This window comes from Mycobacterium attenuatum, from assembly GCF_900566085.1.
GTDB lineage: Bacteria > Actinomycetota > Actinomycetes > Mycobacteriales > Mycobacteriaceae > Mycobacterium > Mycobacterium attenuatum.
The window spans coordinates 114,261-140,922 of sequence record NZ_UPHT01000073.1 but is presented as its reverse complement, the minus strand read 5'-3'; the positions used below and the strand labels follow the sequence as shown (position 1 = coordinate 140,922).

22 protein-coding genes and 2 pseudogenes are annotated in these 26,662 nt (G+C 66.2%); 12 read left to right on the top strand and 12 right to left on the bottom strand.

The window, feature by feature from the left end:
• Positions 1-2: 2 nt before the first annotated feature.
• The 3 genes from nadC to nadA are packed head-to-tail and all read right to left on the bottom strand — an operon-like array spanning position 3 to position 3,489.
• Positions 3-860, bottom strand: a complete 858-nt coding sequence (gene nadC / locus EET13_RS12830; protein ID WP_122442637.1) for a carboxylating nicotinate-nucleotide diphosphorylase — start codon at positions 858-860, stop codon at positions 3-5.
• Complete coding sequence (locus EET13_RS12825; RefSeq protein ID WP_122442636.1) at positions 860-2,434, bottom strand: L-aspartate oxidase; 1,575 nt, start codon at positions 2,432-2,434, stop codon at positions 860-862. The genes nadC and EET13_RS12825 overlap by 1 nt, the downstream gene beginning before the upstream one ends.
• Positions 2,431-3,489 (bottom strand): quinolinate synthase NadA, encoded by a 1,059-nt coding sequence (nadA, locus tag EET13_RS12820; protein WP_122442705.1) that lies wholly within the window; start codon positions 3,487-3,489, stop codon positions 2,431-2,433. The genes EET13_RS12825 and nadA overlap by 4 nt, the downstream gene beginning before the upstream one ends.
• Before the next feature lie 46 nt (positions 3,490-3,535).
• On the opposite strand from nadA, the gene EET13_RS12815 reads away from it, so the two are divergent.
• A complete protein-coding gene (locus EET13_RS12815) occupies positions 3,536-4,258 on the top strand; it encodes an NUDIX hydrolase (RefSeq protein ID WP_122442635.1) in 723 nt (240 codons plus the stop codon).
• 309 nt (positions 4,259-4,567) lie between these two features.
• Positions 4,568-5,908 carry a lipase family protein gene (locus EET13_RS12810; protein ID WP_122442634.1) on the top strand — a complete coding sequence of 447 codons (1,341 nt, stop codon included), beginning with the start codon at positions 4,568-4,570 and terminating at the stop codon, positions 5,906-5,908.
• 6 nt (positions 5,909-5,914) lie between these two features.
• On the opposite strand, the gene EET13_RS12805 is transcribed toward EET13_RS12810, so the two are convergent.
• Genes EET13_RS12805 through bioB form a run of 3 tightly spaced genes read right to left on the bottom strand, consistent with a single transcriptional unit; the run spans position 5,915 to position 7,879 of the window.
• Positions 5,915-6,628 (bottom strand): DUF2567 domain-containing protein, encoded by a 714-nt coding sequence (locus tag EET13_RS12805; RefSeq protein ID WP_122442633.1) that lies wholly within the window; start codon positions 6,626-6,628, stop codon positions 5,915-5,917.
• Entirely contained in the window at positions 6,577-6,804 is a 228-nt protein-coding gene (bsaP, locus tag EET13_RS12800) for a biotin synthase auxiliary protein BsaP (RefSeq protein WP_122442632.1), read from the bottom strand. The genes EET13_RS12805 and bsaP overlap by 52 nt, the downstream gene beginning before the upstream one ends.
• Before the next feature lie 13 nt (positions 6,805-6,817).
• The gene (gene bioB, locus EET13_RS12795) at positions 6,818-7,879 is read right to left on the bottom strand and encodes a biotin synthase BioB (protein WP_122442631.1); all 1,062 of its coding nucleotides are present in this window, start codon (positions 7,877-7,879) and stop codon (positions 6,818-6,820) included.
• A 342-nt stretch (positions 7,880-8,221) separates the two neighbouring features.
• Here bioB and EET13_RS31430 point away from each other — a divergent pair.
• From EET13_RS31430 to EET13_RS31425, 3 genes and pseudogenes are all read left to right on the top strand, one after another.
• Positions 8,222-8,478 (top strand): annotated as a pseudogene (locus EET13_RS31430) (hypothetical protein); the annotation flags it as partial.
• 630 nt (positions 8,479-9,108) lie between these two features.
• On the top strand, positions 9,109-9,900 hold the full coding sequence (locus tag EET13_RS12785) for a PE family protein (protein WP_122442630.1): 792 nt from the start codon (positions 9,109-9,111) through the stop codon (positions 9,898-9,900).
• A gap of 235 nt (positions 9,901-10,135) precedes the next feature.
• Positions 10,136-10,375 (top strand): annotated as a pseudogene (locus tag EET13_RS31425) (IS1380 family transposase); the annotation flags it as partial.
• Positions 10,376-10,711: 336 nt separating this feature from the next.
• Here the strand turns inward: EET13_RS31425 and EET13_RS12775 are convergent.
• Genes EET13_RS12775 through EET13_RS12760 form a run of 4 tightly spaced genes read right to left on the bottom strand, consistent with a single transcriptional unit; the run spans position 10,712 to position 14,366 of the window.
• Positions 10,712-11,221 (bottom strand): 2'-5' RNA ligase family protein, encoded by a 510-nt coding sequence (locus tag EET13_RS12775; RefSeq protein ID WP_122442629.1) that lies wholly within the window; start codon positions 11,219-11,221, stop codon positions 10,712-10,714.
• Entirely contained in the window at positions 11,221-11,895 is a 675-nt protein-coding gene (gene bioD / locus EET13_RS12770) for a dethiobiotin synthase (protein WP_122442628.1), read from the bottom strand. The genes EET13_RS12775 and bioD overlap by 1 nt, the downstream gene beginning before the upstream one ends.
• A complete protein-coding gene (locus tag EET13_RS12765; RefSeq protein ID WP_122442627.1) occupies positions 11,892-13,052 on the bottom strand; it encodes an 8-amino-7-oxononanoate synthase in 1,161 nt (386 codons plus the stop codon). Before EET13_RS12765 ends, bioD begins: the two co-directional genes overlap by 4 nt.
• 6 nt (positions 13,053-13,058) lie before the next feature.
• The gene (locus EET13_RS12760; protein ID WP_122442626.1) at positions 13,059-14,366 is read right to left on the bottom strand and encodes an adenosylmethionine--8-amino-7-oxononanoate transaminase; all 1,308 of its coding nucleotides are present in this window, start codon (positions 14,364-14,366) and stop codon (positions 13,059-13,061) included.
• An 84-nt stretch (positions 14,367-14,450) separates the two neighbouring features.
• On the opposite strand from EET13_RS12760, the gene EET13_RS12755 reads away from it, so the two are divergent.
• Positions 14,451-14,867: a hypothetical protein gene (locus EET13_RS12755; protein ID WP_244603891.1), complete on the top strand. Its 417-nt coding sequence runs from the start codon at positions 14,451-14,453 to the stop codon at positions 14,865-14,867.
• Positions 14,868-15,065: 198 nt separating this feature from the next.
• Here the strand turns inward: EET13_RS12755 and EET13_RS30340 are convergent, their stop codons facing one another.
• A complete protein-coding gene (locus tag EET13_RS30340) occupies positions 15,066-15,203 on the bottom strand; it encodes a hypothetical protein (protein WP_168990761.1) in 138 nt (45 codons plus the stop codon).
• Between EET13_RS30340 and ripD the strand changes: the two genes are divergently transcribed.
• The 5 genes from ripD to treZ all read left to right on the top strand — a co-directional run bounded on the left by ripD (position 15,202) and on the right by treZ (position 24,545).
• Positions 15,202-16,008 (top strand): NlpC/P60 family peptidoglycan-binding protein RipD, encoded by an 807-nt coding sequence (gene ripD, locus EET13_RS12750; protein ID WP_122442625.1) that lies wholly within the window; start codon positions 15,202-15,204, stop codon positions 16,006-16,008. The genes EET13_RS30340 and ripD overlap by 2 nt on opposite strands.
• An 85-nt stretch (positions 16,009-16,093) precedes the next feature.
• Positions 16,094-18,244 carry an acyltransferase family protein gene (locus EET13_RS12745; protein ID WP_122442624.1) on the top strand — a complete coding sequence of 717 codons (2,151 nt, stop codon included), beginning with the start codon at positions 16,094-16,096 and terminating at the stop codon, positions 18,242-18,244.
• An 87-nt stretch (positions 18,245-18,331) separates the two neighbouring features.
• A complete protein-coding gene (gene glgX, locus EET13_RS12740; protein ID WP_122442623.1) occupies positions 18,332-20,515 on the top strand; it encodes a glycogen debranching protein GlgX in 2,184 nt (727 codons plus the stop codon).
• 3 nt (positions 20,516-20,518) lie between these two features.
• A complete protein-coding gene (treY, locus tag EET13_RS12735) occupies positions 20,519-22,828 on the top strand; it encodes a malto-oligosyltrehalose synthase (protein WP_122442622.1) in 2,310 nt (769 codons plus the stop codon).
• A complete protein-coding gene (gene treZ / locus EET13_RS12730; protein ID WP_122442621.1) occupies positions 22,821-24,545 on the top strand; it encodes a malto-oligosyltrehalose trehalohydrolase in 1,725 nt (574 codons plus the stop codon). The genes treY and treZ overlap by 8 nt, the downstream gene beginning before the upstream one ends.
• A gap of 75 nt (positions 24,546-24,620) precedes the next feature.
• On the opposite strand, the gene EET13_RS12725 is transcribed toward treZ, so the two are convergent.
• A complete protein-coding gene (locus tag EET13_RS12725; RefSeq protein WP_122442620.1) occupies positions 24,621-25,946 on the bottom strand; it encodes an aminotransferase class I/II-fold pyridoxal phosphate-dependent enzyme in 1,326 nt (441 codons plus the stop codon).
• Between the two features lie 39 nt (positions 25,947-25,985).
• On the opposite strand from EET13_RS12725, the gene EET13_RS12720 reads away from it, so the two are divergent.
• The gene (locus tag EET13_RS12720) at positions 25,986-26,645 is read left to right on the top strand and encodes a pyridoxamine 5'-phosphate oxidase family protein (protein ID WP_122442619.1); all 660 of its coding nucleotides are present in this window, start codon (positions 25,986-25,988) and stop codon (positions 26,643-26,645) included.
• Positions 26,646-26,662: the final 17 nt, after the last annotated feature.

Sequence of the window (26,662 nt, the reverse complement as noted above, 5' to 3'; positions counted from 1 at the left end):
ACCTACATATCCAAACCGATGTCGAGGACGCGCACCGAGTGTGTCAGCGCCCCCACCGCCAGGTAGTCCACCCCGGTTCGGGCGTAGGTCGCGGCCGTCTCGAGGCTGAGCCCGCCGGACGACTCGAGCAGAACATTGGGTGCACGTGCATCCCGACGTTGCACTGCCATCTGGGTCTGCCACACGGGAAAGTTGTCCAGCAAGATCAATTCGGGCTTTTCGGGCAACACCGCATCGAGTTGCTCGAGCGAGTCGACTTCCACCTCGCACGGCAGCTCGGGCGCGGCAGTGCGCACCGCGCGCAACGCCTCTACCACCGATCCCGCGGCGGCAACGTGATTGTCCTTGATCAGCGCCGCATCCCCCAGACCCATTCGGTGGTTGACCCCACCGCCGACGCGCACCGCATATTTCTGCAGTACGCGCAGGCCCGGCAAGGTCTTGCGGGTGTCGCGGATCTTGGCACCGGTGCCGTGCACCGCGTCGACCCAAGCCGCGGTCGCAGTGGCGATTCCGGACATGTGGCAGACCAGATTGAGCATGGTGCGTTCGGCGGTCAACAATCCTCGGACGTCGGCGCGCAGGGTCAGCAGTGGCTCGCCCGGTTGCAGCCGGGCGCCGTCGTCGACACGGTCGAGCACCCGGTAGCCGTCTTGGCCGATCACCTCGTCCAGCACCATCAACGCGACGTCCACTCCCGCGACCACGCCGACTTCCCGGGGAACCATCGACGCTGTGGCCGCCGCTCCGGCGGGCACCGTCGCCATCGTGGTGACGTCCGGCCCGAAGTTCAAGTCTTCCTCGAGTCCGCGCCGGATGATCTGCCGAGCGGCTTCTCGTTCGCAGTCGGACAGCTTCATCAACCCACCGCCGCCAACGCCGGCACACCCGCCGGGTGGTGGTCGTCGGCCAGCCGAACCAGGATGCTGCGGGCCTGTTCGGGGGCGGCGTCCGGGTACTCGGCGCGATGGTGACAACCGCGGCTTTCGGTGCGCGCCAGCGCGGCGGCAGTCACTACGCGCGCGGCAACCGCCAGCGATATGTCTTCGAAATCGCGTCGGCACGTGACCGTGCGCATCAGCCCGGTCAGCGATACCGACAGCCGTTGCAACCCGTCGGTGCTGCGCACCACCGATGCCTCGCGGCTCATCGCGCGTTGTAAGTCGGCACGCTGCGGCGCGGTGTGCAGGATGGGCTCTGGCAACGTCGCATCGCACCGCCCGACCACCGCCGCATGCGCGGCCGCAGCCTTTCCGGCCCGGCCACCGACCACAAGGCCTTCGAGCAGGCTGTTGGAGGCCAGCCGGTTGGCGCCGTGCATCCCGGTGCGGGCAACCTCGCCGGCGGCGAACAGCCCCGGTAGTTCGGTCTGCCCGGACACGTCGGTGACGACGCCTCCGCAGCTGTAATGCGCCCCCGGGACGACCGGGATCGGCTGGCGAACCGGGTCGATACCGGCGGCACGGCAGGAGGCGGTGACGGTCGGGAACCGCGATTCGAAGCCATCGATGCCGCGCGCGTCGAGGTAGACGCACGGGTCGCCGGTGGCCCTCATCCGTGCATCGATCGCCGCCGCCACGACATCCCGGGGCGCCAAGTCGCCCATCGGATGAACACCCTCGGTGATCGAATGACCTTGGCGGTCCAGCAATTTCGCGCCTTCACCGCGCACTGCCTCGCTGATCAGCGGCCGTCGGCCGCCGCCGCCCGCCGCGTAGAGCATCGTCGGATGGAATTGGATGAACTCGAGGTCGCTGACCGCCACACCAGCCCACAAGGCCAGGGCGATCCCGTCCGCGGTCGAGCCGTCGGGGTTGGTGGTCGCGCTGTACAAGTGCCCGAGCCCGCCGGTGGCCAGGATGACCGACGGAGCGCTGATGATCCCGACGCCGTCCGGGCTGAGCGCCAAGACGCCGGTCACCGCGGCGTCGTCGTGAAGCACCCGCATCGCCACATGACTGGGGCGGACGTCCAGTGCGCCAGCCGCGTAGTTGAGCGCTCGCTGGACCTCGGCACCGGTGGCATCGCCGCCGGCATGCACGATGCGTCGCCGGGAGTGGCCGCCTTCGCGCGTGAGTGCCCAACGGCCAGCCGATGTTTCGTCGAACCGCGCCCCGTCGCCGACGAGTTCGGTCAACGCCCGGTAGCCGTCGGCGACGATCGAGTGCACCGCGCCGGCGTCGCACAACCCGGCCCCCGCAGCCAGTGTGTCGGCAACGTGTGCCTCGACGGAATCGTCGGTGTTCGGCAATACCACCGCGATGCCGCCTTGCGCGTAGTGTGTCGCGGTCACCCCGATTCGCTGAGCCGCCTTGTTGAGCACCACGACACTGCGGCCCGCACGATGGGCCGCCAGCGCGGCGGCCAAGCCGGCCACGCCAGTGCCGATGACAACGACGTCGACCGCACCGCGCCAGGCGGGCGCGGTCCTCATTCGCCACCGCCGGGCTGACCGATTGCGATCATCCGCTGGACACTGCGCCGGCCCGCTGCCGCGACGTCGGGATCGACGTCGACTTCGTCGGCCCCTTCCACCAGACAACGCAGCAAAGCCGCGGGCGTGATCATCTTCATGTACTTGCACGACGCACGATCGTTAACCGCCTGGAATTCGACTTCCGGTGCCGCCCTGCGCAACTGGTGCAGCATGCCGACCTCGGTAGCCACCAGCACCTTGCGGGCACGGGTTCGGCGGGCTGCGTCGAGCATGCCGCCGGTGGACAGGATCTTCACCCGCTCTTGCGGGAAAGCGCCTTCGCCGGCCAGGTAGAGCGCTGACGTAGCGCAGCCACATTCGGGGTGTACGAACAGCTCCGAGTCGGGATTGGCGCGCGCCTGGTCGGTGAGCTCTTCACCGTTGATCCCGGCGTGCACATGGCATTCGCCGGCCCATACGTGCAAATTCTGGCGGCCGGTGACGCGGCGCACGTGTGCGCCCAGAAATTGGTCCGGGCAGAACAGCACCTCGCGATCAGGTTCGATGGACGCGACCACGTCGACTGCGTTCGACGACGTGCAGCAGATATCGGTGAGCGCCTTCACTTCGGCTGTGGTGTTGACATAGGAGACGACGACCGCGCCGGGGTGCTCAGCCTTCCAGGCACGCAATTCGTCAGCAGTAATGGACTCGGCCAGAGAGCAGCCGGCCCGTTGATCGGGAATCAGCACCGTCTTGTGCGGGCTGAGGATCTTGGCAGTCTCAGCCATGAAGTGCACGCCGCAGAAAACAATGGTGTCTTCGGGCGCATCGGCGGCGATACGCGACAGCGCCAGTGAATCCCCGATATGGTCGGCGACGTCTTGAATGGCGGGGAGCTGATAATTGTGGGCCAGTATCGTGGCTCCGCGTAATCGTGCCAATCGGCGCACTTCCGCGGCCCACCGCACGTCGCCCTCGACCCCGGTATAGCCGGTTGGCGTATCAGTGATCCGGGCGGTCATGTCGGTGATGCCGGTGCCGAGCGTGTCCATGCGACTCAAGACCGTCACTGCGGCTCCTTTCACGCCAGCAGGTTTTCGACTTACAATCGAAAACATGCCCCATGGTAACACCGCGCATGAAGTGCTGGCCGTCGTATTCCAGGTTCGCATGGTCACCGTCGGCCGGGAGCAACGGTCGAGTGCCGAGAAGCCGCAGCTCAACGTGCTGTTATGGCAACGCGCCCGAGACCCGCAGAAGGGCGCGTGGTCACTTCCGGGGGGACGGCTGCGCAACGACGAGGATTTGACAACTTCAGTTCGCCGCCAGCTGGCCGAGAAAGTCGATCTGCGTGAGCTGTCCCATCTCGAACAGCTGGCCGTATTCTCCGATCCGCATCGGGTGCCGGGCACTCGGGTGATCGCGTCGACCTTCCTCGGGCTGGTTCCCTCCCCCGCGACCCCGGAGTTGCCCGAAGATACCCGCTGGCATCCGGTGAATTCACTGCCGCTGATGGCTTTCGACCATGGCCCGATGGTCGCCCATGCCCGCGCCCGGCTGGTCGCCAAAATGTCGTATACCAATATCGGTTTTGCGTTGGCTCCCAAAGAATTCGCGTTGTCCACGCTGCGCGCCATCTACGGTGCCGCCTTGGGTTATCAGGTCGATGCGACGAACCTGCAGCGTGTCTTGGGACGCCGCAACGTGATCACGCAGACCGGTACCGTCGCCCAATCCGGTCGCAGCGGCGGCCGCCCCGCGGCGCTGTACCGGTTCACCGACTCTCAGCTGAGGGTGACCGACGAATTCGCCGCGTTGCGCCCTCCTGGCCAACTCTGAATGGCCGCGGACCGCGGCACCACAAACTCGACTGTTTTCGGCTCGGCGTGTCGGCAGGATCGCGGGCGCACGGTGCTCTCATTTGCCCAGTTCACCGACTGTGACGAGCGGCACGCCGCCTCCTTGTCGCTCCCGCGACCGACGATGCCGTAAGTTGCATAAGAGCTGAATAAGGCTATATAAGAGGTAGCTAAGAGGCGCTGGCCGCCATTTGAGGTGCCGGCGCCTGACTATGACTGGGCTAATTGCGCTGTCTCCTGGTCCGGGACGGATTGATGCGCGAAACGCCGAGGCCGAGAAGGGAGCCTGATGGTTAGCGTCGGCAATCTGGCAGATGCGCGCGCCGCGGAATGGATCGGCCGGCCCTCGCATGAGGAGTTGCAGCGCAAGGTGCGCCCACTGCTGCCGTGCGATGACCCCTTCTACCAGCCGCCAGCGGGCTACCAGCACGCCGAACCCGGAACGGTACTGCGATCACGCGACGTCGAGCTTGCGTTTCTGGGTCTGATACCGCAATCCATCACTGCGACCCAGCTGCTGTACCGGACGACCGATATGAACGGCAACCCCGAGGCGACGGCGACCACGGTGATCCTGCCCGCCGAAGCCGCGCCTGGCCAGACCTGTCCGCTTTTGTCGTATCAGTGTGCGATCGACGCCATATCCTCTCGCTGCTTTCCGTCCTACGCGCTGCGGCGCCGGGCCAAGGGCCTGGGCTCATTGACTCAGCTGGAGCTGTTGCTGATCACCGCCGCCGTCGCCGAGGGTTGGGCGGTCTCGGTGCCCGATCATGAAGGCACACGGGGACTCTGGGGGGCGCCGTACGAGCCCGGCTATCGCGTGCTGGACGGCATCCGTGCGGCCCTAAATTCGGAACGTCTCGGGTTGTCTCCGTCGGCGCCGATCGGCCTATGGGGCTACTCGGGCGGCGGCCTGGCGAGCGCCTGGGCCGCCGAAATGTCCGGCGACTACGCGCCGGAGCTGGACATCGTCGGGGCGGTGCTGGGATCACCGGTCGGTGACCTGGGTAACACCTTCCGCCGGCTCAACGGCACCCTGCTCGCAGGTCTGCCCTCGCTGGTGGTCGCTGCGCTCGCACACACCTACCCCGGCCTGGACGGGGTGATCAAACAACACGCCAACGACGCGGGCATCGACCTACTCAAGCGGCTGGAGGGGATGACGACCATCGAGGCGGTCATCCGCACGGCGAACAAGAACTTGGGCGACTATTTGGACGAGCCGCTCGAGGACGTCCTGTCCACCCCCGAGATCGTGCACGTCTTCCAGGACATCAAGCTCGGTGCCGCGGTACCGGCACCACCGGTCCTGATCGTGCAGGCGGTCCACGACTACCTCATCGACGTCGACGATATCGACGCGCTGGCCGAGGCGTATTCGGCGGGCGGCGCCAACGTCACCTACCATCGGGATGCCTTCAACGAGCACATGGTGCTGCACCCATTGTCGGCTCCGATGACCCTGCGCTGGCTCACCGACCGATTCGCCGGGCGGCCGCTGAGCGAACATCTGATCCGGACTACCTGGCCGACGATCTTCAACCCGATGACCTATGCCGGCATGGCCCGCCTCGCCGTCATTGCTGCCAAAGTGATCACCGGACGTAAAGTCCACCGTCGGCCGCTCTGACCAGGGTCAAGACACCCCGGCTTCGGACACCGGCTCCACCGGCGCGTTCGAGGCCTGCCCTATGCCGGCATAGCGGCCCAAGTCGTCACGCGCCGTTCCGGCCGCGATCATCGCGTAGACCAGTGACGCGGTGGCCGCCGGCGACAGCAGTGTGGCCGCCACCAGCCACGGCCGGCGGGCAAAGAACACCGGAGGCGCCTGCGTGACGTATGTCAGCGAATGCTCCCCGCTTGCCAGCGCCACGGTGTCGAAGTCCAGTGCGCCGTAGCGCAACCGAACCAGCAACGCCCCCACCGCCGTCGCCACCGCCGCGGCGCTGGCCAGCCCCGCCGACAGCGTGACGACCATCCCCGGCCCCCGGGATCCGCGGCACTGCCACACCAGCACCGCAGCCACCACCGCCACCACACCCAACAGTCCGAGCATCAGGAACGGCGCGATGAAGAAATTCTGCGATTCTTCGCCCAGATAGTCGTGCACCCGCTCGCCCGCACGCGTCATCGCCACCACCGCATGGATCGGTGGTGCTACCCAGGCCCACAGCGCACCGACCACCACACCGGTCAGCGACAAGCCGAGCAAGACCGTGATGGCTGCGGTTCTACGGGACGTTCGAGCGGCTGGCGGTGCCCCCGGGACGGCGACAGCCTGCGGCACAGATTCGCCCGTCACCGCCGCGTCTCCAGGTCGGACGAATCCACCTGTCCGTGGCGGGAACATTGTGCCCGCCAGCCATCGGGACGAACTTGCACGATCATTCGCCGGCCGCACTCCGCGCAGAACCGCGGCGGCTCGAGGCCCAACTGGGCAGCGGTTGGGGTGGCCGTGCCCGCCGGTTGCCCGGTGTATACGTTGTAGACGCCACCACCGACCGGATCGCCCAGCGTGTCGACCATATGTGCTGCCTGCTCACAGGGTGGCGTTGAGGGCCTTGATCGGCATCTGCAGGTCGTCCAGCAGTTGCAGGTCGGCCTCGGCAGGGCGGCCCAGGGTGGTCAGGTAGTTGCCGACGATCACCGCGTTGATGCCGCCCAGAATCCCGCGTCTGGCACCGAGATCGCCCAGGGTGATCTCGCGGCCACCGGCGAAACGCAGCATCGTGCGCGGCAGCGCCAGCCGGAAGGCACCCACGGCCTTGAGCGCTTCGCTGACCGGCAGCACCTCCAAATCACCGAAGGGGGTTCCCGGCCGCGGGTTGAGGAAGTTCAACGGCACCTCGTCGGGGTTCAGCTCGGCCAGGTTGGCCGCGAATTCGGCCCGCTGCTCCAACGTCTCGCCCATGCCGAGGATGCCTCCACAGCACACCTCCATGCCGGCGTCACGCACCATCGTGAGCGTCTGCCACCGCTCCTCCCAGGTGTGCGTGGTGACGACGTGGGTGAAGTAGGAGCGAGCGGTCTCCAGATTGTGGTTGTAACGGTGCACGCCCATCGCCGACAGCTGCTCAACCTGCTCGGCGGTCAACATGCCCAGCGAGCAGGCGATGTTGATCTCGACTTCGTTGCGAATCGCCTCGATGCCCGCCGCGACCTGGGCCAGCAGCCTGTTGTCGGGCCCGCGGACCGCGGCCACGATGCAGAACTCGGTGGCACCGGTCTTGGCGGTCTGCTTGGCCGCTTCGACCAGGCTGGGAATGTCGAGCCAGGCGCTGCGCACCGGCGATGTGAAGAGGCCCGACTGCGAGCAGAAATGACAGTCCTCCGGGCAACCGCCGGTCTTCAGGCTGATGATGCCTTCCACCTCGACGTCGGGGCCGCACCACCGCATCCGCACCTCGTGCGCCAGCCCCAACAGCTCCTCGAGCCGGTCGTCGGGCAGCTGCAGCACCTGCAGCACCTGGGCCTGGGTCAGACCCTCACCACGCTCGAGCACCTGCTGCCGAGCCTCGGCCAAAATGTCGGCCGGAATGTCCGCGTCGGACACGCCATGCTGGCCGGCGTCGGTCGTCGGTCGAATCGGCGCGTGAGTCACCAGGTGCTCCCCTGCATCATCTTGTCGTGTCCGGGTGTGCGGACCCGCAGCTAGTCTCTGGCCCACTTCCGGCCGCACGGGCACGCGCGGCCGGAAGCAAACGGTGTTCAGGCTAGGGTAACGGTCTGCGTAGGCCCGCCAGCTTATGGGCATGCTGGGGCACCCGGTGCTGGGCATCGGCGCCGTCACCGTTTGCTTGCGCACCGTGATGTTATTGGGCCAATGTCGATGGTGCCGGCCTGACAGCCCGGAGCGTGACCACCATGACGCCTGAAGTCCGGACTCGGCATCGCTGACCGGCGTGCGGACCTGGTACTGGTCTACGCGGTGGTGTTGGTGAGCGGGGCCAGGTTGTGCGGCCAGCGCTGGCTGGCGCGGGGCGGACCCGTTCGGCGTCTACAGCATGGCTCTTTCGCGGCTTTCTCCTTTTTGGCAGGCTCCGTCCTCACGCAAATAGTGGTGGGCAACCCGTTCGACCATCTGCCCTCGCTGCCGGTGCGCCAGGGGTGGTCATGATCCTGGCGGTGCTGCTCGGTTCCACGGCGTTCGACAGTTATTCGTCGTCACCGACCTGGCGCAACTTCTCCGACCGGCTGACGGGCTCGGCCCACGGTGCGCCGGAAACGTGGTGTTGTCGTCTGGGGCCATGACCGGACGACCAGCTTTATTCTGACCAAGCGCGCGAGCCGGCCGCCGCGCTGCTCGAAGCTGCCGCCGAGATTGACGGGCGGGCACGATGAGTTGCAAGTCCTGCACGCCCGAGTCTTGCCCCTACGGGCGTATCGAGGCGTCGCTGACCGTTATCGAGGCACGTGGCTGGACGCCGGCACAGCTGGGCTAGAGGCGACGGCGCTGTTGCTTGAGATGTTCAGTCGTCAGCGTGGCCCGGCTTCACCACCCTCAGCCGGCAAGCCAGGTTGCGAGTCGTCCGATGAATCCCGCGAGCCGGCGATTGCCAACGTCGGGCCAGTGGGCCATGTCCCGCAACACGAAATGTCACGGTATGGAAGCCGGCGACCGAGGGGTCGCGAGGCAGGCTGCGCGTATCGCGAATCTGTACCTAACCCGGGCGGGAGGCGGCTTTTCGCCAGGCAGCAATTCGTCCCTGATTCGCGGGTCCGGAACCTTGCAAAAGTTTGCCATCCAGACGCAGGCGGATGTTAAATTGTTAGCTGTTGCTGACCATCGGGCAGTCGGCGTCCTGGGTAGCTCACGAAAGGTAGAAATCAATGTCATTGTTAAGTATCGCGCCCGAAATCGTGTCGGCAGCCAGTGGAAATTTAAAGAACTTAAGCGCTGCACTGCGCAATGCAACTGCGGAGGCGGCGAGCCGAACGACGGCGTTTGCGGCGCCTGCCGCCGATGAAGTGTCGGAGGCGATTACAGCGCTGTTTGGTACGCATGCTCAGGAATTTCAAGCTCTGAGCGCCAAAGCGGCGTCTTTTCATGAAGAGTTCGTGAACTTGCTGAATGGTGGGGCCACACAGTACCTCAGTACCGAGGCGACGAATGTTCAGCAAACATTAGCCGATGCCGTGAATACGCCGGCGCAATCTCTGTTGGGTCATCCGTTAGTTGGAACCGGTCAAGCGCTCGCAGCCGCAGTCGCCAACCCAGCTGAAACGATCTACAGCCAAAGCCTTGGTCCTTTCGAGGCTTTTTATGATTCGACGTCCTTTGACATTCCGCCCGTAAAAGGGATAAGCAATAATCTGGGAATCAGGCTAAACACGCCGCTGGGCCCTGTGGAGTTAATCTCGGAAGGCGTTGCAGTCACGGCTACCAATGATTGGGCATTGAATGTGTATCATTTCTCGGCGCCCTTCATCTACTTTGGCTACAGCACGTTCAACACGCTAGCTACATGGGGGTCAACGCCCGCGTCGGTGTTGTTCACTCTCAACGGTATAGAGCTTGCATTGCCGTTGAACCCGCTCGGTCTTCCTAGCGTCAGCATTTCGTGGCTGGGAACACCGTTCTACGACGTTCTTCCGAGAATAGGCTATTCGCCTGTCTCCTAACCTCGGTCTTTCGCGTGGCTGACGTGTTGGCTTGAGCGGGTTCGGGTTGATGTTTTCGACTGGATTCTGAATGGGGGGTATGACGGGTTGCCCGGGTCAGCGGGTTCTGCCGGGTTCCACTTTCCAGGGCTCCTTTCGGTTCGTTGGGGAGCGTTGGTGTTGGTCAGTCGGGTTGTAGCCGGGTCAGGGCGGTGACCAGCAGGTGCGCCCAGGGCGTGTGCGTGGATAGCCGTAGGCGGCCGCCCGGGATCGGGCGCCTAATCACGACGCTGATGCCGAACATCCACTGGTCATCGATCTGGACGCCTCGCTGGTGACCGCTCATTCCGATAAGGAGTTCGCGGCCCCAACCTATAAGGGGGCTACGCGTTTCACCCGTAGTGCGCTCGTCGATCACGGCCCCCAGGAGACCGGGGAACCGGTGGCGATCTTGCTGCGCCCCCGTCATGCCGGGACCAACACCGCCGCCGACCACAAAACGGTCCTGGCCGAGGCCGCGCACTATCTGACTTGTCTGGTCGAGCGTGGACAGCAGACGGTCATTTCTCTTGCCGATCCATTCGCGCGGGGGTGGAACCTGCTGGGGCTGGCGCACCTGCATGTCGACTACGTGTTGTCCACGCACCCGCCGGTGCTGGCCACGATCAAGGTCGCGTGCGTGGTCACGGGCCACATCGTTGCGGTGATCGCGGCACACGACAGGGCGCTGCGGCTGCTCCCGGCGGGCTATCAGCTCACCGGTCAGCTCACCATGATGCTGGTCATGGTCGGCTACACGTTCACCGGTTTGTATCTGCTCTTCGGCGGATAGTCAGCCAATGGCGTGCTCGAGCCGCTTGTTGCCCTCCCAGCGACGCAATCCCGTGAAGCCGCCGGCGAGCTGCGCCGGGCGTCCCGCGATCCGCAGTGCCCGTCCCAGCTGGCTGCCGCCCACCCGACGAGCCAGCGTGACATGGGCGGTCCAGTGACCGGGCAGGCTGTTGGACATCGGCGCGGGCGTCAGGTGCGGGAGGCAGCGCCGGTGCACCTCTGCGTGCAGGGTCAACAGCTCGGTCGTCGGCACCACGAGCCGCGCGAACACGACGTTGGCCCGGCCGAATAGCACTGGTGCGCCGATCTCACAGTTCAGCGGCAGTGTTGCGGCGACCGGGCGAAGCGACTCGTCGACCTCGGGGTCGATGTGGTCAGCGACGGCCAGCGTCACGTGCGGACGGCTGGCCGGCGCCTGGCTGGGTATGCCGGCGGCCGCCAGCTCGTCCCAGATGCGACGGATTGCCGCCTCGGTGTCGCGGTCGAAAACCAGCTCGATTGAGTGAACCATCAGCCGACCAGCGTTCTTACCCATTCGGGGTCGAACGCGGCCGCACTGATGGCCTCGAAGTCGTCGGCCGCCCCGGCGTCCGCTGGAACTACCGCTCGGATCGGGGCCATCCGGGCCAGTGCTGACCGATTCGACGTCTCGACCAAGCCGGGGCGGGCCGGCCAGCTGCCAATCACCAGGCCGGCGCAGGAAATCCCTTGGACGGCAAGTGCTTCCAGAGTCAGCGCTGTGTGGTTAAGCGTGCCTAGCCCGGCGCCGACCACGACTAGCACCGGGGCCCGCAGCGCGGCGGCCAGATCGCGCAGCGTTACCCCGCCGTCGGCGAGTTCGACCAGTAACCCGCCCGCGCCCTCGACCAAGGTCAACCGGCCGGGACGGTCGACGCCACGGATGAATTGCACCACCTGATCGCGGGTGGGCAATGCGGTCCCGGCCTGCTCCGCCGCCGCGGCCGGCGCCATGGGCAGCGGGTAGCGGGCCAACCCGGCAAGCTCGGTCGCCCCCGACAGCCGGCCCACCTCGGCCAGGTCGTCGTCGCCGGCGCCGGTGCCGGTCTGCACCGGCTTACACACCGCGACCTCGATGCCGGCCTGGCGCGCCTGTGACGCCAGCGCCGCACTGGCGATGGTCTTACCGACGCCGGTGCCGGTCCCGGTGACAAGCAGTACGGTCAACCGCGCGCCACAGCCAGGACGTCGGTCAAGACCCGTCGAGCCAACTCCAGCTCGTCGGGACTCAGCGAGGCGCGCGCCGTCAGCCGCAACCGCGACGTCCCGGCGGGCACCGTCGGAGGACGAAAACAGCCGACCCTGACCCCGGCGTCCAGGCAGTCCGCCGCGGCCGCCACCGCCACCTCCGGATCACCCAGCACCACGGACACCACCGCGGATTCCGGCGCCGTCGGCACCCCGCAGATCCCGGCCAGGCGGCGCGCATGCGCAAGCACCGCGTCGGGTCGCCACGGCTCGGACTTGAGCACTCGCAGCGCGGCCACCGCCGCGCCCACCGCCGCAGGTGCCAGGCCCGTGTCGAAGATGAACGGCCGGGCCGCGTCGATCAGATGCGCGCGCACCGCCGCCGGTCCCAAGACCACACCGCCCTGACTGCCCAGCGCCTTGGACAACGTGGTCGTCATCACCACATCGGGCGCACCCGCCAGCCCGACTTCGTGTAACAGTCCCCGCCCGCCGCCGCGTACCCCCAGGCCGTGCGCCTCGTCGACGATGAGCAGCGCCCGATGCCGGCGGCACACCCCGGCCAACTCGCGGATGGGGGCCAAGGTGCCGTCGGCGCTGAACACCGAATCGGTGACGACGACGGCGCGTTCCTCGTCGCGCGATCCCAACACCGCCGCCACCGCCGCGAGGTCGCGATGGGGGGCCACGACCACGCGGGCCCGCGAAAGACGGCAAGCATCAACCAGCGACGCGTGCGAATAGGCGTCGGACACCAGCAGCGAGCCGGGACCGGACAGGCCCACGACAGCTCCGAGGTTGGCGGCGTATCCGGAGGAAAACAGCAACGCTGAGGAGGCGCCGACATACTCGGCGATCTCGGCTTCGAACTCCTGGTGCAGTTCGGTGTCGCCGGTGACGAGTCGCGAACCGGTTGCACCGGCACCCCACACGCGCAGCGCCTGGATACCACCGTCGATGACATCGGGATGCTGGGACAGTCCCAGGTAGTCATTGGAGGCCAAATCCAATTCGGTGGCGACGGCGCGACGTGGCCGCAGCGAGCGGCGCAACCCGGCCGCGTACCGTTGCCGTTCGACTTCGTCCAGCCAAGCCAACGGTGACGTCTCGGTCGGTGCCTGCGCAGAGGCGTTCATAGGCGTTCAGACTACGAGTCGCGCGACTTCTACCATCGCGGAGGTGATCTGCGCGATCTCGGCGGGTGGGCAGATGTAGGGCGGCATCGCGTAAATCAGGTTGCGAAACGGGCGCAGCCAGACACCCTGATCCAGAGCCGCCGGGGTGGCGACAGCCAGGTCGACCGGGCGGTCGCATTCGATGACGCCGATAGCGCCGCACACCCGCACGTCGGCCACCGCGGGCAGGGCTCGGGCCGGTTTGAGCCCAGCGGTCAGCCCCCCCGATATTTCGGAGATCCGCGAACGCCAGTCCTGCGTCAGCAGCACTTCGATGCTGGCCACCGACACCGCGCAGGCCAGCGGATTGGCCATGAACGTGGGCCCGTGCATCAGCGCGCCGGCCGCACCGGTGCTGATGGTGTGCGCGACTTCGGTCGTGCACAACGTGGCTGCCAGGCTCAAATATCCGCCGGTGAGCGCCTTACCCACGCACATGATGTCCGGGCTCACCCCGGCGTGGTCGGCGGCGAACAGTTCGCCGGTGCGGCCGAAACCGGTGGCGATCTCGTCGAAGATCAGCAATACCTCGTGGCGACGGCAGATCTCGCGCACGTCGCGCAGGTAGCGCGGGTCATGGAAACGCATGCCGCCCGCGCCCTGCACGACCGGCTCCACCGCCACCGCGGCCAGCTCGCCGGCATGCACTGCCAGCTGAGCCTCGAACGCCGCGCTGTAGTGGGGGTCGTAGTCCCGCGGCACCTGTGGTGCGAACACCTGCCGTGCCAGGATGTCGGTCCACAGCGAATGCATGCCGCCGTCGGGGTCACAGATGCTCATCGGCGTAAACGTGTCACCGTGATAGCCGCCCCGCCAGGTCATCAGCCGGTGCTTGGCGGGCCGGCCCCGGCTGCGCCAATACTGCAGCGCCATCTTCACCGCCACCTCTACCGCGACGGAGCCCGAGTCGCTGAAGAAGACGGTGTCCAGGCCGGGCGGAGTCAGCTCGACCAACAGCCGGCCCAGCCGGGCCGCCGGCTCATGCGTCAGGCCGCCGAACATCACGTGGTTCATCGTGGCCAGCTGAGTGGTCAATGCCGCGTCCAGAACGGGATGGCCGTGCCCGTGAATCGCCGTCCACCAGGAGCTCATCGCGTCGAGTGCCCGGATCGGGCGATCGTCACGGATCAACGTGAGCCAAGCGCCATGTGCGGCGACCGCCACGACGGGCGGCACCGCCTCGGCGCCGATCGTGCTGTACGGGTGCCAGAGGTGGGCGGCGTCGATCGCGCTGATCTGCTCGGGTGTCAACCCGGGCGTTACCGCGGCAGCCATGGAGACCGAGAGTAATGCAGGCGCCGCACGGCCCATCCCGGTCGCCGGTCGCGCAAACCCCGGTCATCCGGGAGCATGCATGGCATGGCCGCGCCCGATTCCGAAGACCGTCCGAGCTCCGCTACCGCGGACCATCAGGCTCCGCGCGTGCTCAAGCTGCGGATAGTCCCGTGGGACGTGGTCAGTACCGTCGCGGTGTCGGCGCTGCTGCTGTACCTGGTCACCGCAACCAGTTGGCCGGCGCGGCTGTTCGCTTTCACCGACAACGTGTGTTTAACCGAGGATTGCCCGCCCGTGCCGTACGGCGCCAACTACTACATCTATCCGGTGATGTGGGGCGGTATCGGCGCCGCCATTGCCGCCGCCGTCATCGGCCCGTTCGTGTCGATGGTCAAGGGCTGGTACATGTCCTTCTGGCCGATCATCGCGGTCGGCGTCATCACCATCACGTCCGTACTCGGGTACGCGCTGGCCGGCTTCAGCGAACGTTTTTGGCACTGATCTCCGCATCTGACTGAACACCTGGCCGCAGCCTCTTTGAGACCGAAATCACAACTGCCCGCAGAAGATTGGGGCCAGTGCAGTCACTGTCCGGTCACGTTAAGACAAAAAATTCCGGTAAACCCTGGCGATCGTCGGTTCCGGTTGTCAAAGTGACTGTAGTGACTGGTGTGAATTAAGTGGTTTCGGCCGAGTGATTCACACTTCCGAGTGCATGCAGCGCCGTGAGGTCTCGACGTAGCGGCCACCGCGGCGGTCATGCAACGGCGGCTGACGCGCGAAGTCACCGCGCTGACGCAGGAAGGGCCCGGCAGGGTCCAGGAGGTTGATCACCATGAAACGCATCTACGCCTTCGCCGTCGGTCTGGCGATGATGGTCAGCCCGATGGCGGCCGTCCCGAGCCTCGCGGCCGCCGACCCAGGCCTGAGGTCGACGGATTACCAGCAGGCCACCGACGCCGTCATCGCCCGCGGTCTTTCGCAACGCGGGGTGCCATTTTCCTGGGCCGGCGGCGGTATCACCGGCCCCACCCGCGGCAAAGGATCCGGCATCTACACCGTCGGATTCGACGCGTCAGGTCTCATCCAATACGCCTACGCCGGCGCCGGAATCAAGCTCCCGCGTTCCTCCGGCGAGATGTACAAAGTGGGCCAGAAGGTCCTGCCGCAGCAGGCACGCAAAGGTGACCTGATCTTCTACGGCCCCGAAGGCACGCAAAGCGTCGCGATGTATCTCGGGAACGGCCAGATGCTCGAGGTCGGCGACGTCGTTCAGGTTTCGCCGGTGCGAACCAGCGGCATGACCCCCTACCTGGTCCGGATCCTCGGCACCCAGACGGCGCCCGGGCAGGTGCCATCGCAGACGCCATTACCGCAGGCGCCGGTGCAGCAAGCACCCACGTCGCAGACACCGCTGCAGCAGGCACCCCTGCAGCAGTTGCCCGCCCAGCAGACGCCCGGCCAGCAGGCCCCGTTACAGCAGTTGCCCGCCCAGCAGACGCCCGGCCAGCAGGCCCCGTTACAGCAGTTGCCGGCCCAGCAGACGCCCGGCCAGCAGGCCCCGTTACAGCAGTTGCCGGCCCAACAGGCACCGCTACAGCGCGTGCCTGCACAGCAAGCGCCCGCCGGCACCCCCCGGTAACCTTTTCGACCACCCGCAACCCGCCACCGGTACCCGCCGCTCAGCGCGGGGCCGGTGGCGGGTTTCGGTAAATTGGCGGTCGATCATGCAGACCGTGGCGCCTCCTCATACCCCCACCGCGATGGGGTCGCGGGCGGCGGGGTTTTATCGGCATGACCTCGACGGCTTGCGGGGTGTCGCGATAGCGCTGGTCGCGGTATTCCATGTGTGGTTCGGCCGGGTTTCCGGCGGAGTGGACGTGTTCCTGGCGCTGTCCGGCTTCTTCTTCGGCGGCAAAGTAGTGCGTGCGGCCCTTGATCCAGGCGCGAAGCTCTCGCCGGTCACCGAGGTGGTCCGGCTGATCCGCCGCCTGCTTCCGGCGCTGGTCGTCGTTCTCGCCGGCTGCGCCCTGCTCACCGTCCTGGTGCAGCCACAGACCCGCTGGGAGACGTTCGCCGACCAGAGCCTGGCCAGCCTGGGCTATTACCAGAACTGGGAACTGGCCAATTCACAGTCGGATTACCTGCGCGCCGGCGAAGCCGTCAGCCCGCTGCAGCACATCTGGTCCATGTCAGTTCAGGGCCAGTTCTATCTGGCTTTCCTGTTGCTGATTGCCGGATGTGCGCACCTAATCCGGCGTCCGCTGCGCCCCCGCCTGCGAACGCTGTTCGTCGTGCTGCTCAGCGTGCTCACGGTCGCGTCGTTCAGCTACGCCGTCGCCGCCCACCAGGCCGACCAGGCCAACGCCTATTACAACAGCTTCGCGCGGGCCTGGGAGCTGCTCTTGGGAGTGCTCGTCGGGGCATCGGTGCCCTACATCCGCTGGCCGATGTGGCTGCGGACCCTCACCGCCACCGCCGCCCTGGCGGCGATTTTGTCGTGCGGCGCCCTGATCGACGGCGTCAAGGAATTCCCCGGCCCCTGGGCTCTGGTACCCGTTGGCGCCGCGATGCTGATGATCATGGCCGGAGCGAACCGGCAAGCCCATCCGAGCACCAGCAATCGACTGCCGCTGCCCAACCGGGTGCTGGCCATCGGGCCGTTGGTGACGTTGGGGGCGATGGCCTACTCGCTATATCTGTGGCATTGGCCGCTGCTCATCTTCTGGCTTTCCTACACCGGCCACCGGCAGGCGAACTTCCTCGAGGGCGCAGCGGTACTGCTGGTGTCGGGGTTGCTGGCCTACCTGACCCTTCGCCATGTCGAAGACCCCCTGCGGTACCGCGCATCCTCCACCGCCCAAGCCGCCCCCGCCACCCCCGCCACGAAGCCCTGGCAGCTGCGTTTTCGCCGGCCGAGCATGGCGCTGGGATCGATCGTGGTGCTGTTGGGCGTCACGTTGACCGCGACATCGTTCAGCTGGCGTGAGCATGTCATCGTCGCGCGAGCGTCCGGAAAGGAGCTCAGTGGACTCAGCGCCAGCGACTATCCCGGCGCCCGAGCCCTAACCAACCACGCCCGGGTCCCAACCTTGCGGATGCGTCCCACCGTCCTGGAAGTCAAAGACGACCTGCCGGCGTCCACCCGGGACGGGTGCATCAGTGACTTCGTGAATCCGGCTTTGGTCAACTGCACCTACGGCGACCCGGAAGCCCCCCGAACGATCGCGCTGGCCGGCGGGTCCCATGCCGAACACTGGCTGCCGGCACTGGACCTGCTCGGGCGTCTGCATCACTTCAAGGTGGTGACCTATCTCAAGATGGGCTGCCCGCTGTCGACCGAAGAAGTCCCATTGATCATGGGCAACAACGCCGCGTACCCACAATGCCGCGAGTGGGTGCAGGCAACCATGGAAAAGATCGTCGCTGATCGTCCCGATTACGTGTTCACCACGTCGACCCGCCCGTGGAACATCAAGCCCGGTGACGTGATGCCGGCCACCTACATCGGGATCTGGCAAACGTTGTCAGACAACAACATTCCTATTCTCGCGGTTCGCGACACCCCGTGGATGGTCAAAGACGGCCAACCATTCAAGCCTGCGGACTGCCTGGCCAAGGGCGGTAACGGGAAATCCTGCGGAATCAAGCGCTCGGACCTGCTTTCCGACTACAACACCACCCTGGATTTCGTGGCGCAGTTTCCGCTGCTGAAACCCATTGACATGTCAGATGCGATATGCCGCGAGGATTTCTGTCGCGCGGTAGAGGGGAATGTGCTGATCTACCGCGATTCTCACCACCTCACTCCGACGTACATGCGAACCATGGCACCGGAGCTGGGGCGGCAGATCGCGGCGATCACCGGTTGGTGGTGACCGGGCGCCGCACCGATGCGGCAAATCAGCCGGACACGAGTGTCGATCACCAATCGGCGCCACACCGAACGCGGATAAGGTCAAGCCATGTCGCCGAACAACACCGAACGCTCAGGCGCAACCCGGCCCACACTGCCCACGGTGTGGCCGGGCACCCCGTATCCGCTCGGAGCTACCTATGACGGTGCCGGCACCAACTTCTCGGTGTTCTCCGAAATCGCCGAGAAAGTCGAATTGTGCCTGATCGCCGACAACGGCAGCGAAACCCGGATCTCCCTGGACGAGGTCGACGGATACGTCTGGCACGCCTATCTGCCCAACATCGTCCCAGGCCAGCGTTATGGGTTTCGGGTTTACGGGCCCTTCGCGCCCTCGACCGGCCATCGCTGTGATCCCAGCAAACTGCTGCTCGACCCCTACGGCAAGGCCTTCGACGGTGACTTCACCTTCGGGCAGGCGCTGTTCTCCTACGACTTGAGCGCAGTAGATCCCGCAGGCGATTCGGCCGACCCGGGCACCCCTCCCCTGGTTGACTCCTTGGGCTCCACCATGACCAGCGTGGTGATCAACCCGTTTTTTGACTGGGGTTACGACCGGGCACCGGTGACCCCGTACAACGAGACGGTCATCTACGAGGCTCATGTCAAAGGGATGACGCAAACTCACCCGGGAATTCCTGAGCAACTGCGGGGCACCTACGCCGGCCTGGCGCACCCGGTGATCATCGACCACCTCAAGTCGCTGAACGTCACCGCGCTCGAACTGATGCCGGTGCACCAGTTCCTGCACGACTCGCGGTTGCTCGACTTGGGATTGCGAAACTATTGGGGCTACAACACGTTCGGCTTTTTCGCCCCCCACAACCAGTACGCGTCGAACCGGCAACCCGGCGGGGCGGTGGCCGAGTTCAAATCCATGGTGCGCAGCCTGCACGAAGCCGACATCGAGGTGATCCTGGACGTGGTGTACAACCACACCGCCGAAGGCAACCACCTGGGCCCGACCATCAACTTCCGCGGCATCGACAATGCCGCGTACTACCGGCTCGTCGACTCGGACCTGCGGCTGTACAAGGACTACACGGGCACCGGTAACAGCCTCAACGCCCGTCACCCGCACGTGCTGCAACTGATCATGGACTCGCTGCGCTACTGGGTGCTCGAGATGCACGTCGACGGATTCCGCTTCGACCTGGCCGCGACCCTGGCCCGCGAGCTGCACGACGTGGACCGGTTGAGCGCATTCTTCGATCTGGTACAGCAGGATCCGGTGGTCAGCCAGGTCAAATTGATCGCCGAGCCCTGGGACGTCGGTGAGGGCGGCTACCAGGTCGGCAATTTTCCCGGTTTGTGGACGGAATGGAACGGGAAATATCGGGATACTGTGCGTGACTACTGGCGGGGCGAGCCCGCAACCTTGGGCGAATTCGCGTCCCGGCTGACCGGGTCGTCGGACCTCTACGAAGCGACCGGCCGCCGGCCCAGTGCCAGCATCAACTTCGTCACCGCTCACGACGGGTTCACCCTCAACGACCTGGTGTCCTACAACGAAAAACACAACGAGGCCAACGGTGAGGGCAACCGCGACGGAGAAAATCACAACCGGTCGTGGAACTACGGGGTCGAAGGTCCCACCGACGACCTCGACATCACGGCGCTACGCCGCCGCCAGATACGCAACTTCTGGGCCACCTTGATGGTCAGCCAAGGTACGCCGATGATCGCCCACGGCGACGAATTTGGGCGCACCCAAAATGGCAACAACAACGTCTACTGCCAGGACTCCGACTTATCCTGGATGGACTGGACTTTGGTGGACAAGAACTCGGATCTGCTGACCTTCGCGCGCAAGGCGACCACGTTGCGCAAGAACCACCCGGTATTTCGCCGACGCAGGTTCTTCGAAGGCGAACCCATCCGGAGCGGCGACGAGGTACGTGATATCGCTTGGTTGACGCCGGACGGCCGCGAAATGACACACGAGGACTGGGGCAAGAGTTTTCACCAGTGCGTGGCGGTGTTTCTCAACGGCGACGCGATCACGGCACCCAACGCCCGTGGTGAGCGGGTGGTCGACGATTCATTCCTGTTGTGCTTCAACGCTCACGACGAGCCGGTGGAGTTCGTGATGCCCCATGGCAGCTACGCGCAGGAGTGGACCGTGGAACTCGACACCAACGACCCGGCCGGTGACACCGATCAGGTCCGCTACGCCGGAGAACAGCTCGCGCTGTCCGCCCGTTCGCTCCTCGTACTCCGTAAGACGTTGTGACACATGGCTTTGCCCATCGTGTCCAGCTACCGGCTGCAGCTGCGTGGTCTCTCCAGCGGATTTGCGTTCACCTTCGCCGACGCCGAAAACCTGCTGGACTACTTCGACGACCTCGGGGTGTCACATCTGTACCTGTCGCCGATCATGACCGCAGCCGCCGGGTCGAGCCACGGCTACGACGTCACCGACCCGACGACTATATCGGCCGAGGTCGGGGGCGCTGACGGGTTGGCGCGACTGTCGGCGGCGGCCCGGGCCCGCGGCATCGGTCTGGTCGTCGACATCGTGCCCAACCATGTGGGCATCGGCCAGCCCGAGCAGAACTCCTGGTGGTGGGACGTCTTGCGGCACGGCCGCTCGTCGGCCTACGCCAGCTACTTCGACATCGACTGGGATCTCGACGAGGACGGCCGAATTGTGCTGCCGATTCTGGGTTCCGACGACGACGTCGCGGACCTGAAAGTCGACGGCGACCTGTTGCGGTTGGGTGATCTGGCGCTGCCCATCGCGCCCGGCACCGCGGCGGGCACCGGCCCGGAGATTCACGACCGTCAGCACTACCGATTAGTGGGCTGGCGAAACGGGGTCTGCGGCTACCGCCGGTTCTTCTCGATCACCTCGCTGGCCGGGCTGCGTCAGGAGGACCGGGCGGTGTTCGACGCCACCCATGCCGAAGTCGCGCGATGGTTTGTCGAGGGACTCGTCGACGGCGTGCGCATCGATCATCCCGACGGCCTGTCGGATCCGTGTGGATACCTCACGTGGTTACGCGAATTGCTCGGCCCTGACGCATGGATCGTGATCGAGAAGATCCTGGCCGTCGACGAGGCGCTGGAGCCGACGCTGCCGGTGGCCGGCACCACCGGCTACGACGCATTGCGGGAGATAGGCGGGCTTTTCGTCGATCCGAGCGGAGCCGCGGAGCTCACCGCGCTGGTCGAGTCCGCGGGAGTGAACTATCGGGCGATGCCGGACATGTTGGCCGAGCTCAAGACCCGTTCGGCAACCGACACCCTGGCAAGCGAATTGCGCAGGCTACGCCGCAGTATCGTGGCCGCCGCCGGCGCCGATGATCCGTTGCTGCCCGAGGCGATAGCCGCGCTACTCACCCACATCGGCGTGTACCGCTGCGACTACCCGGGCCTGGCCGCGGTGATGCCCACCGCATTAGCCGAAACCCAGTCGGCCGCACCGGAATTAGGTCCGGCACTGCAGGTCGTCGCCGCGGCATTGGCCATTGGCGGCGAACCGGCCACCCGGCTGCAGCAGCTCTGCGGTGCGGTGACCGCCAAATCCGTCGAGGACTGCTACTTCTACCGCGACTCCCGGCTGGTTTCACTCAACGAGGTGGGTGGCGAACCGCACCGTTTCGGCGTTGGGGCGGCGGAGTTCCATCACAGCGCTGCCACCCGGGCCCGGATGTGGCCGCTCGCGATGACGACACTGACCACCCACGACACCAAGCGCGGTGAGGATGCGCGCGCCCGGATCGGGGTGCTCTCGCAGGTTCCGTCGCTGTGGGCCGAGTTCGTCGCCCGTTGGGAGATCGAGGCCCCCTCCCCCGATCCGTCCACCGGACAGTTCCTGTGGCAGAACATCTTCGGAGTGTGGCCCGTCAGTGGCGAGGTAACCGCTGAGCTACGCAACCGGTTGCACAGCTACGCCGAGAAGGCCATCAGGGAAGCGGCCTGGCACACCTCGTGGAACGATCCGGACAGCGATTTCGAGGACGCGACACACCGCTGGCTCGATACCGTGCTCGACGGTCCGGTGGCAGAGCAGCTGACCGGGCTGGTGGCTCAGCTGCACCCGCACGCGGCAAGCGACGCGCTGGGTCAGAAGCTGCTCGCGCTGACCGTACCCGGGATACCCGACGTCTACCAAGGCACCGAGCTGTGGGACGACAGCCTGGTCGACCCGGACAACCGCCGGCCCGTCGATTACGCCGCGCGCCGCACCGAACTGAAGGCGTTGGCACACCCCAAGATTCGCGTCGTCACCACGGCACTTCGGCTACGGCGCTCCCGTCCGGACAGCTTCCTCCGTGGCGGCTATGTTCCGATGCTAGCCGACGGCGACGCCAGTGACCATGTGGTGGCGTTTCGTCGCGGCTGGGAAGGTCAGGACATCGTGGTCGCGGTGACCCGCTGGACCGTGCGGTTGGCGGAGACCGGCTGGGGTAACACCGTGGTGCCGCTGCCCGATGGGTCATGGACCGACACGCTTTCCGGCGCCACCGCAAGCGGGCCGACCTCGGCCGGCGAACTGTTCGCGGACCTGCCCGTGGTCCTGCTGGAGCGCAACCGTGACTGAATTTCGGGTCTGGGCACCCAAACCCGAGCTGGTAGGCCTTGACGTCGACGGCCGGGTGCACGCGATGACGCGTTCGAACGACGGGTGGTGGCACGCGGACGTCGACGCGGCACCGCAGGCCCGCTACGGGTATCTGCTCGACGACGACCCCACCGTGCTGCCCGATCCCCGATCACCGCGACAACCCGACGGGGTGCACGGGCGCTCGCAATTATGGAGCCCGGCCGATGCAACCTGGACCGACGGCGACTGGCCGGGCCGTTCGATCGAGGGTGCGGTGATCTATGAACTGCACCTGGGCACCTTCACCGACGCCGGCACCTTCGACGCAGCCGTCGAAAAGCTGGACTATCTGGTCGATCTCGGGATCGATTTCGTCGAGCTGATGCCGGTCAACTCTTTTGCCGGCACCCGAGGCTGGGGATACGACGGCGTGCTGTGGTACAGCGTGCACGAACCCTACGGCGGACCCGAGGGGCTGATCCGGTTCGTCGACGCTTGTCACGCTCGCGGTCTGGGGGTCTTGATCGATGCGGTGTTCAACCACCTCGGCCCGTCGGGGAATTACCTGCCGCGGTTCGGGCCCTACCTCTCGTCGGCGAGCAACCCCTGGGGCGAAGGCATCAACATCGCCGACTCCGACTCCGACGAGGTGCGCCGCTACATCATCGGGTGCGCGCTGCGCTGGATGCGCGACTTCCACGCCGACGGGCTACGGCTGGACGCCGTGCACGCACTGGTGGACACCACCGCCATCGATATCCTCGAAGAACTCGCCGGTGAAACCGCTTGGCTGGCAGAGCAGCTGGGGCGGCCGCTGTCATTGATCGCCGAAAGCGATCGCAATGATCCGCGGCTGATCACGCCGCGTGATCGCGGCGGTTTCGGGCTGACCGCGCAATGGTCCGACGACATTCATCACGCCATCCACACCGCGGTGTCCGGCGAGCGCCAGGGTTACTACTCGGATTTCGGCTCGCTTGCCACACTGGCACATACCTTGCGGCACGGTTACTTTCACGCGGCCACCTATTCGTCGTTCCGGCGCCGCCGCCACGGGCGGCCACTGGATACCGCGACCATCCCGGCCACCAGGTTGCTCGCCTACACCTGTACCCATGATCAGGTCGGCAACCGCGCTCTCGGCGACCGCCCATCGCAAAACCTGACCAGCGGCCAGCTTGCGATCAAAGCCGCGCTGGCCCTCGGATCACCCTATACCGCAATGCTTTTCATGGGTGAAGAGTGGGCGGCTTCGACGCCGTTTCAATTCTTCAGCTCGCATCCCGAACCGGAGCTGGCCCGGGCCACCGCCGAGGGACGCAAGGCCGAATTCGCCGAGCACGGCTGGGATGCCGACGACATCCCCGACCCCCAAGACCCGCGGACGTTTGCGCGCTCCAAGCTGAAGTGGGATGAGCTCCTTGCCGGCGAACATGCCCGTCTGCACCACTTTTATCGCGATCTGATCGCGTTGCGGCGCAACGACCCCGACATGGCTGATCGCTGGCTGGAGCACCTGATCGTCGACTACGACGAAGACGGGCGTTGGATCATCGTGTGCCGCAACCGGTTGCGCATCACGTGCAACCTGGGCGCCGAATCGGTGCAGGTGCCCGTCACTGGTGAGGTGGTACTGGCCTGGGGCGAGCCGGCAGTCGACGCCGACCACACTGCGCTGGAAGGCCATTCGGTCGCCATTCTCCGCTGCGGATAGCACCGCGAGCAGACGCGGAATCGCACTGTTGTGGCCACAACAGTGCGATTCCGCGTCTGCTCGCCACCCGGTAGCTCACACGCAGCGCCGGCCTGCGACGTGCATCGCCTCGGCAATCGAGTCGGCGAGCGGGTCGATCTCGCCCACGTTCAGGTCGGCAATGGTGATGCGCATGCCGGCCGGGGTCGCAATTCGAAACCGCGACCCGGGCGCAGCCGCCCAGCCGGTGTTGAGCAGCCGGGTGATCGCGACCGTCTCGTCGGGCACCGGGATCCACACGTTCAGCCCGGATCGGCCATATGCGATGACACCGCGGTCGGCCAGAGCAGCGCGCAACCGGACGCGGGTATCGGCGTAGCGCCGTTCGGCCTTGCGGACCAGGCGCGTGGCCGCCTCGTCCGACCACAGCGTGACGGCCAGATCCTGCAACAGGTGGCTCACCCACCCCGGCCCGAGCCGCAGCCGCCCCTGCACCCGTTCGACTGTCCGCTGGTCTCCGGCAAGGATGGCCAGGCGCAGGTCGGGGCCATAGGCCTTCGACGCGGAACGCACGAAAGCCCAGTGGCCGGTTGATCCGGCCAGGGCGTGCAGCGGCACCCCAGCGATGCCGGCGCAGTGGTCGTCCTCGACGAGTAACACGTCGTCGGATCGGCCCGCCAACAGTTTGCCGAGTGCGGCCGCACGATCCGCGGACAACGCCGCGCCGGTCGGATTCTGCGCACGGGTGGTGACCACTAGTGCCCGCACGCCGCGGCCCAGCGCCCGGGCAAGGTCGGCAACCAGCGGCCCGTCGTCGTCGACTCGTACCGGCTCCGCGTTAAGCCTCAGTGCCGCAAGCAGATCGAGTAGATTGGCCCAACCCGGGTCCTCGACGGCTACCCGGTCACCGGGTCGCAGGTGTGCGGTCAGCGCCCGCTCAATCCCGTCGAGGGCGCCGCTGGTCACCGCCAGGTGATGGGGCGGGACGCCATCCGCGGTCAGCGCGGCGCGAGCATGGTTGACCAACTCGTCCGACATCGGCGGCTGTCCGTAGACAACGGGCGGTCCGGGACGGATCCACAGTCGCGAGGCTCCGATCGGCAGCAAAGCGGGGTCCGGGTTTCCGGTAGACAAGTCTCGGGCGCCTTCGGGGACATCGAGGCCGAGTGCGGAGCGAGGTGTCGTGGCCGGGCGGTTCCGCACCCGGGTACCTCGTCGCCCCGCGGTCTCGACGGCCCCGCGCTCACGAAGGATGCGGTAGGCGGCGGCCACCGTATTGGGATTCACGCCGAGTCGCCCCGCGACGTCGCGGATCGGGGGCAGCAAGTCGCCGGGCGCGAGACTGCCTTGGGAGATGGCTTGTTCGACGCTGGTGGCTATGGATTCGGCACCCGTCCCGGTTATCCTATATTGTGCTGGCACAGTAATAATTATGTACTAGTACGGAAGCCGTGGCATCATATGTCCCCTGCATACCAAACAACGCCGCGCACCACCCCCTCTCGCTACCGCGAGCGTGCACATTACGACAGCTATACCGTCCACCGCATCCTGGACGAGGCGTTGTTCTGTCATCTCGGCTATGTCCGCGACGGCGGGCCGGTGGTCTTGCCGACCATGCATGTCCGCTGCGGCGAGACGCTGTACATTCACGGCTCCACCGGCAGTGGACCCATGCTTGGCGCTAGGCCGGCCGGCCTGCCGGTCTGCGTTACCGCCACCGTCGTCGACGGGTTGGTGCTGGCTCGCTCGGCGATGCACCATTCCCTGAACTATCGCTCGGTGGTCGTGATGGGCACTGCGCGTGTGGTTGACGAGGACGCCGAGAAGTTGTGTGCCTTGCACGCGCTGCTCGATCACATCCGGCCGGGCCGCGCCGCTGACTGCCGGACCCCCAACACCCGTGAACTGGCCGCCACCGCGGTGCTTGCGCTCGGGCTTGTCGAGGTTTCGGCCAAGGTGCGCCAGGGCGGTCCGGTAGACGACCCCGAAGACCGCCTGCTGCCGCACTGGGCCGGAGTCATCCCGATGAGCCTGGCGGCCGGTACACCGCAGCCCGCCGACGATCTCGACCCCGCTACCCCACTGCCGCAGTATCTGACGGGCGAGCGCAGACCATGACCTATCGGAGCACTCAC

What these genes read in the sequence shown, in the direction of transcription:
- EET13_RS12775 (WP_122442629.1), bottom strand. Translation starts at nt 11,221, where the DNA reads ATGGTTCACTCAATCGAGCTGGTTTTCGACCGCGACACCGAGGCGGCA.
- nadC (WP_122442637.1), bottom strand. Translation starts at nt 860, where the DNA reads ATGAAGCTGTCCGACTGCGAACGAGAAGCCGCTCGGCAGATCATCCGG.
- ripD (WP_122442625.1), top strand. Translation starts at nt 15,202, where the DNA reads ATGAAACGCATCTACGCCTTCGCCGTCGGTCTGGCGATGATGGTCAGC.
- EET13_RS12805 (WP_122442633.1), bottom strand. Translation starts at nt 6,628, where the DNA reads ATGTTCCCGCCACGGACAGGTGGATTCGTCCGACCTGGAGACGCGGCG.
- EET13_RS12720 (WP_122442619.1), top strand. Translation starts at nt 25,986, where the DNA reads ATGTCCCCTGCATACCAAACAACGCCGCGCACCACCCCCTCTCGCTAC.
- EET13_RS12765 (WP_122442627.1), bottom strand. Translation starts at nt 13,052, where the DNA reads ATGAACGCCTCTGCGCAGGCACCGACCGAGACGTCACCGTTGGCTTGG.
- EET13_RS12785 (WP_122442630.1), top strand. Translation starts at nt 9,109, where the DNA reads ATGTCATTGTTAAGTATCGCGCCCGAAATCGTGTCGGCAGCCAGTGGA.
- EET13_RS12745 (WP_122442624.1), top strand. Translation starts at nt 16,094, where the DNA reads ATGCAGACCGTGGCGCCTCCTCATACCCCCACCGCGATGGGGTCGCGG.
- EET13_RS30340 (WP_168990761.1), bottom strand. Translation starts at nt 15,203, where the DNA reads ATGGTGATCAACCTCCTGGACCCTGCCGGGCCCTTCCTGCGTCAGCGC.
- glgX (WP_122442623.1), top strand. Translation starts at nt 18,332, where the DNA reads ATGTCGCCGAACAACACCGAACGCTCAGGCGCAACCCGGCCCACACTG.
- EET13_RS12825 (WP_122442636.1), bottom strand. Translation starts at nt 2,434, where the DNA reads ATGAGGACCGCGCCCGCCTGGCGCGGTGCGGTCGACGTCGTTGTCATC.
- EET13_RS12810 (WP_122442634.1), top strand. Translation starts at nt 4,568, where the DNA reads ATGGTTAGCGTCGGCAATCTGGCAGATGCGCGCGCCGCGGAATGGATC.
- EET13_RS12755 (WP_244603891.1), top strand. Translation starts at nt 14,451, where the DNA reads ATGGCCGCGCCCGATTCCGAAGACCGTCCGAGCTCCGCTACCGCGGAC.
- treY (WP_122442622.1), top strand. Translation starts at nt 20,519, where the DNA reads ATGGCTTTGCCCATCGTGTCCAGCTACCGGCTGCAGCTGCGTGGTCTC.
- bsaP (WP_122442632.1), bottom strand. Translation starts at nt 6,804, where the DNA reads ATGGTCGACACGCTGGGCGATCCGGTCGGTGGTGGCGTCTACAACGTA.
- EET13_RS12815 (WP_122442635.1), top strand. Translation starts at nt 3,536, where the DNA reads ATGCCCCATGGTAACACCGCGCATGAAGTGCTGGCCGTCGTATTCCAG.
- EET13_RS12760 (WP_122442626.1), bottom strand. Translation starts at nt 14,366, where the DNA reads ATGGCTGCCGCGGTAACGCCCGGGTTGACACCCGAGCAGATCAGCGCG.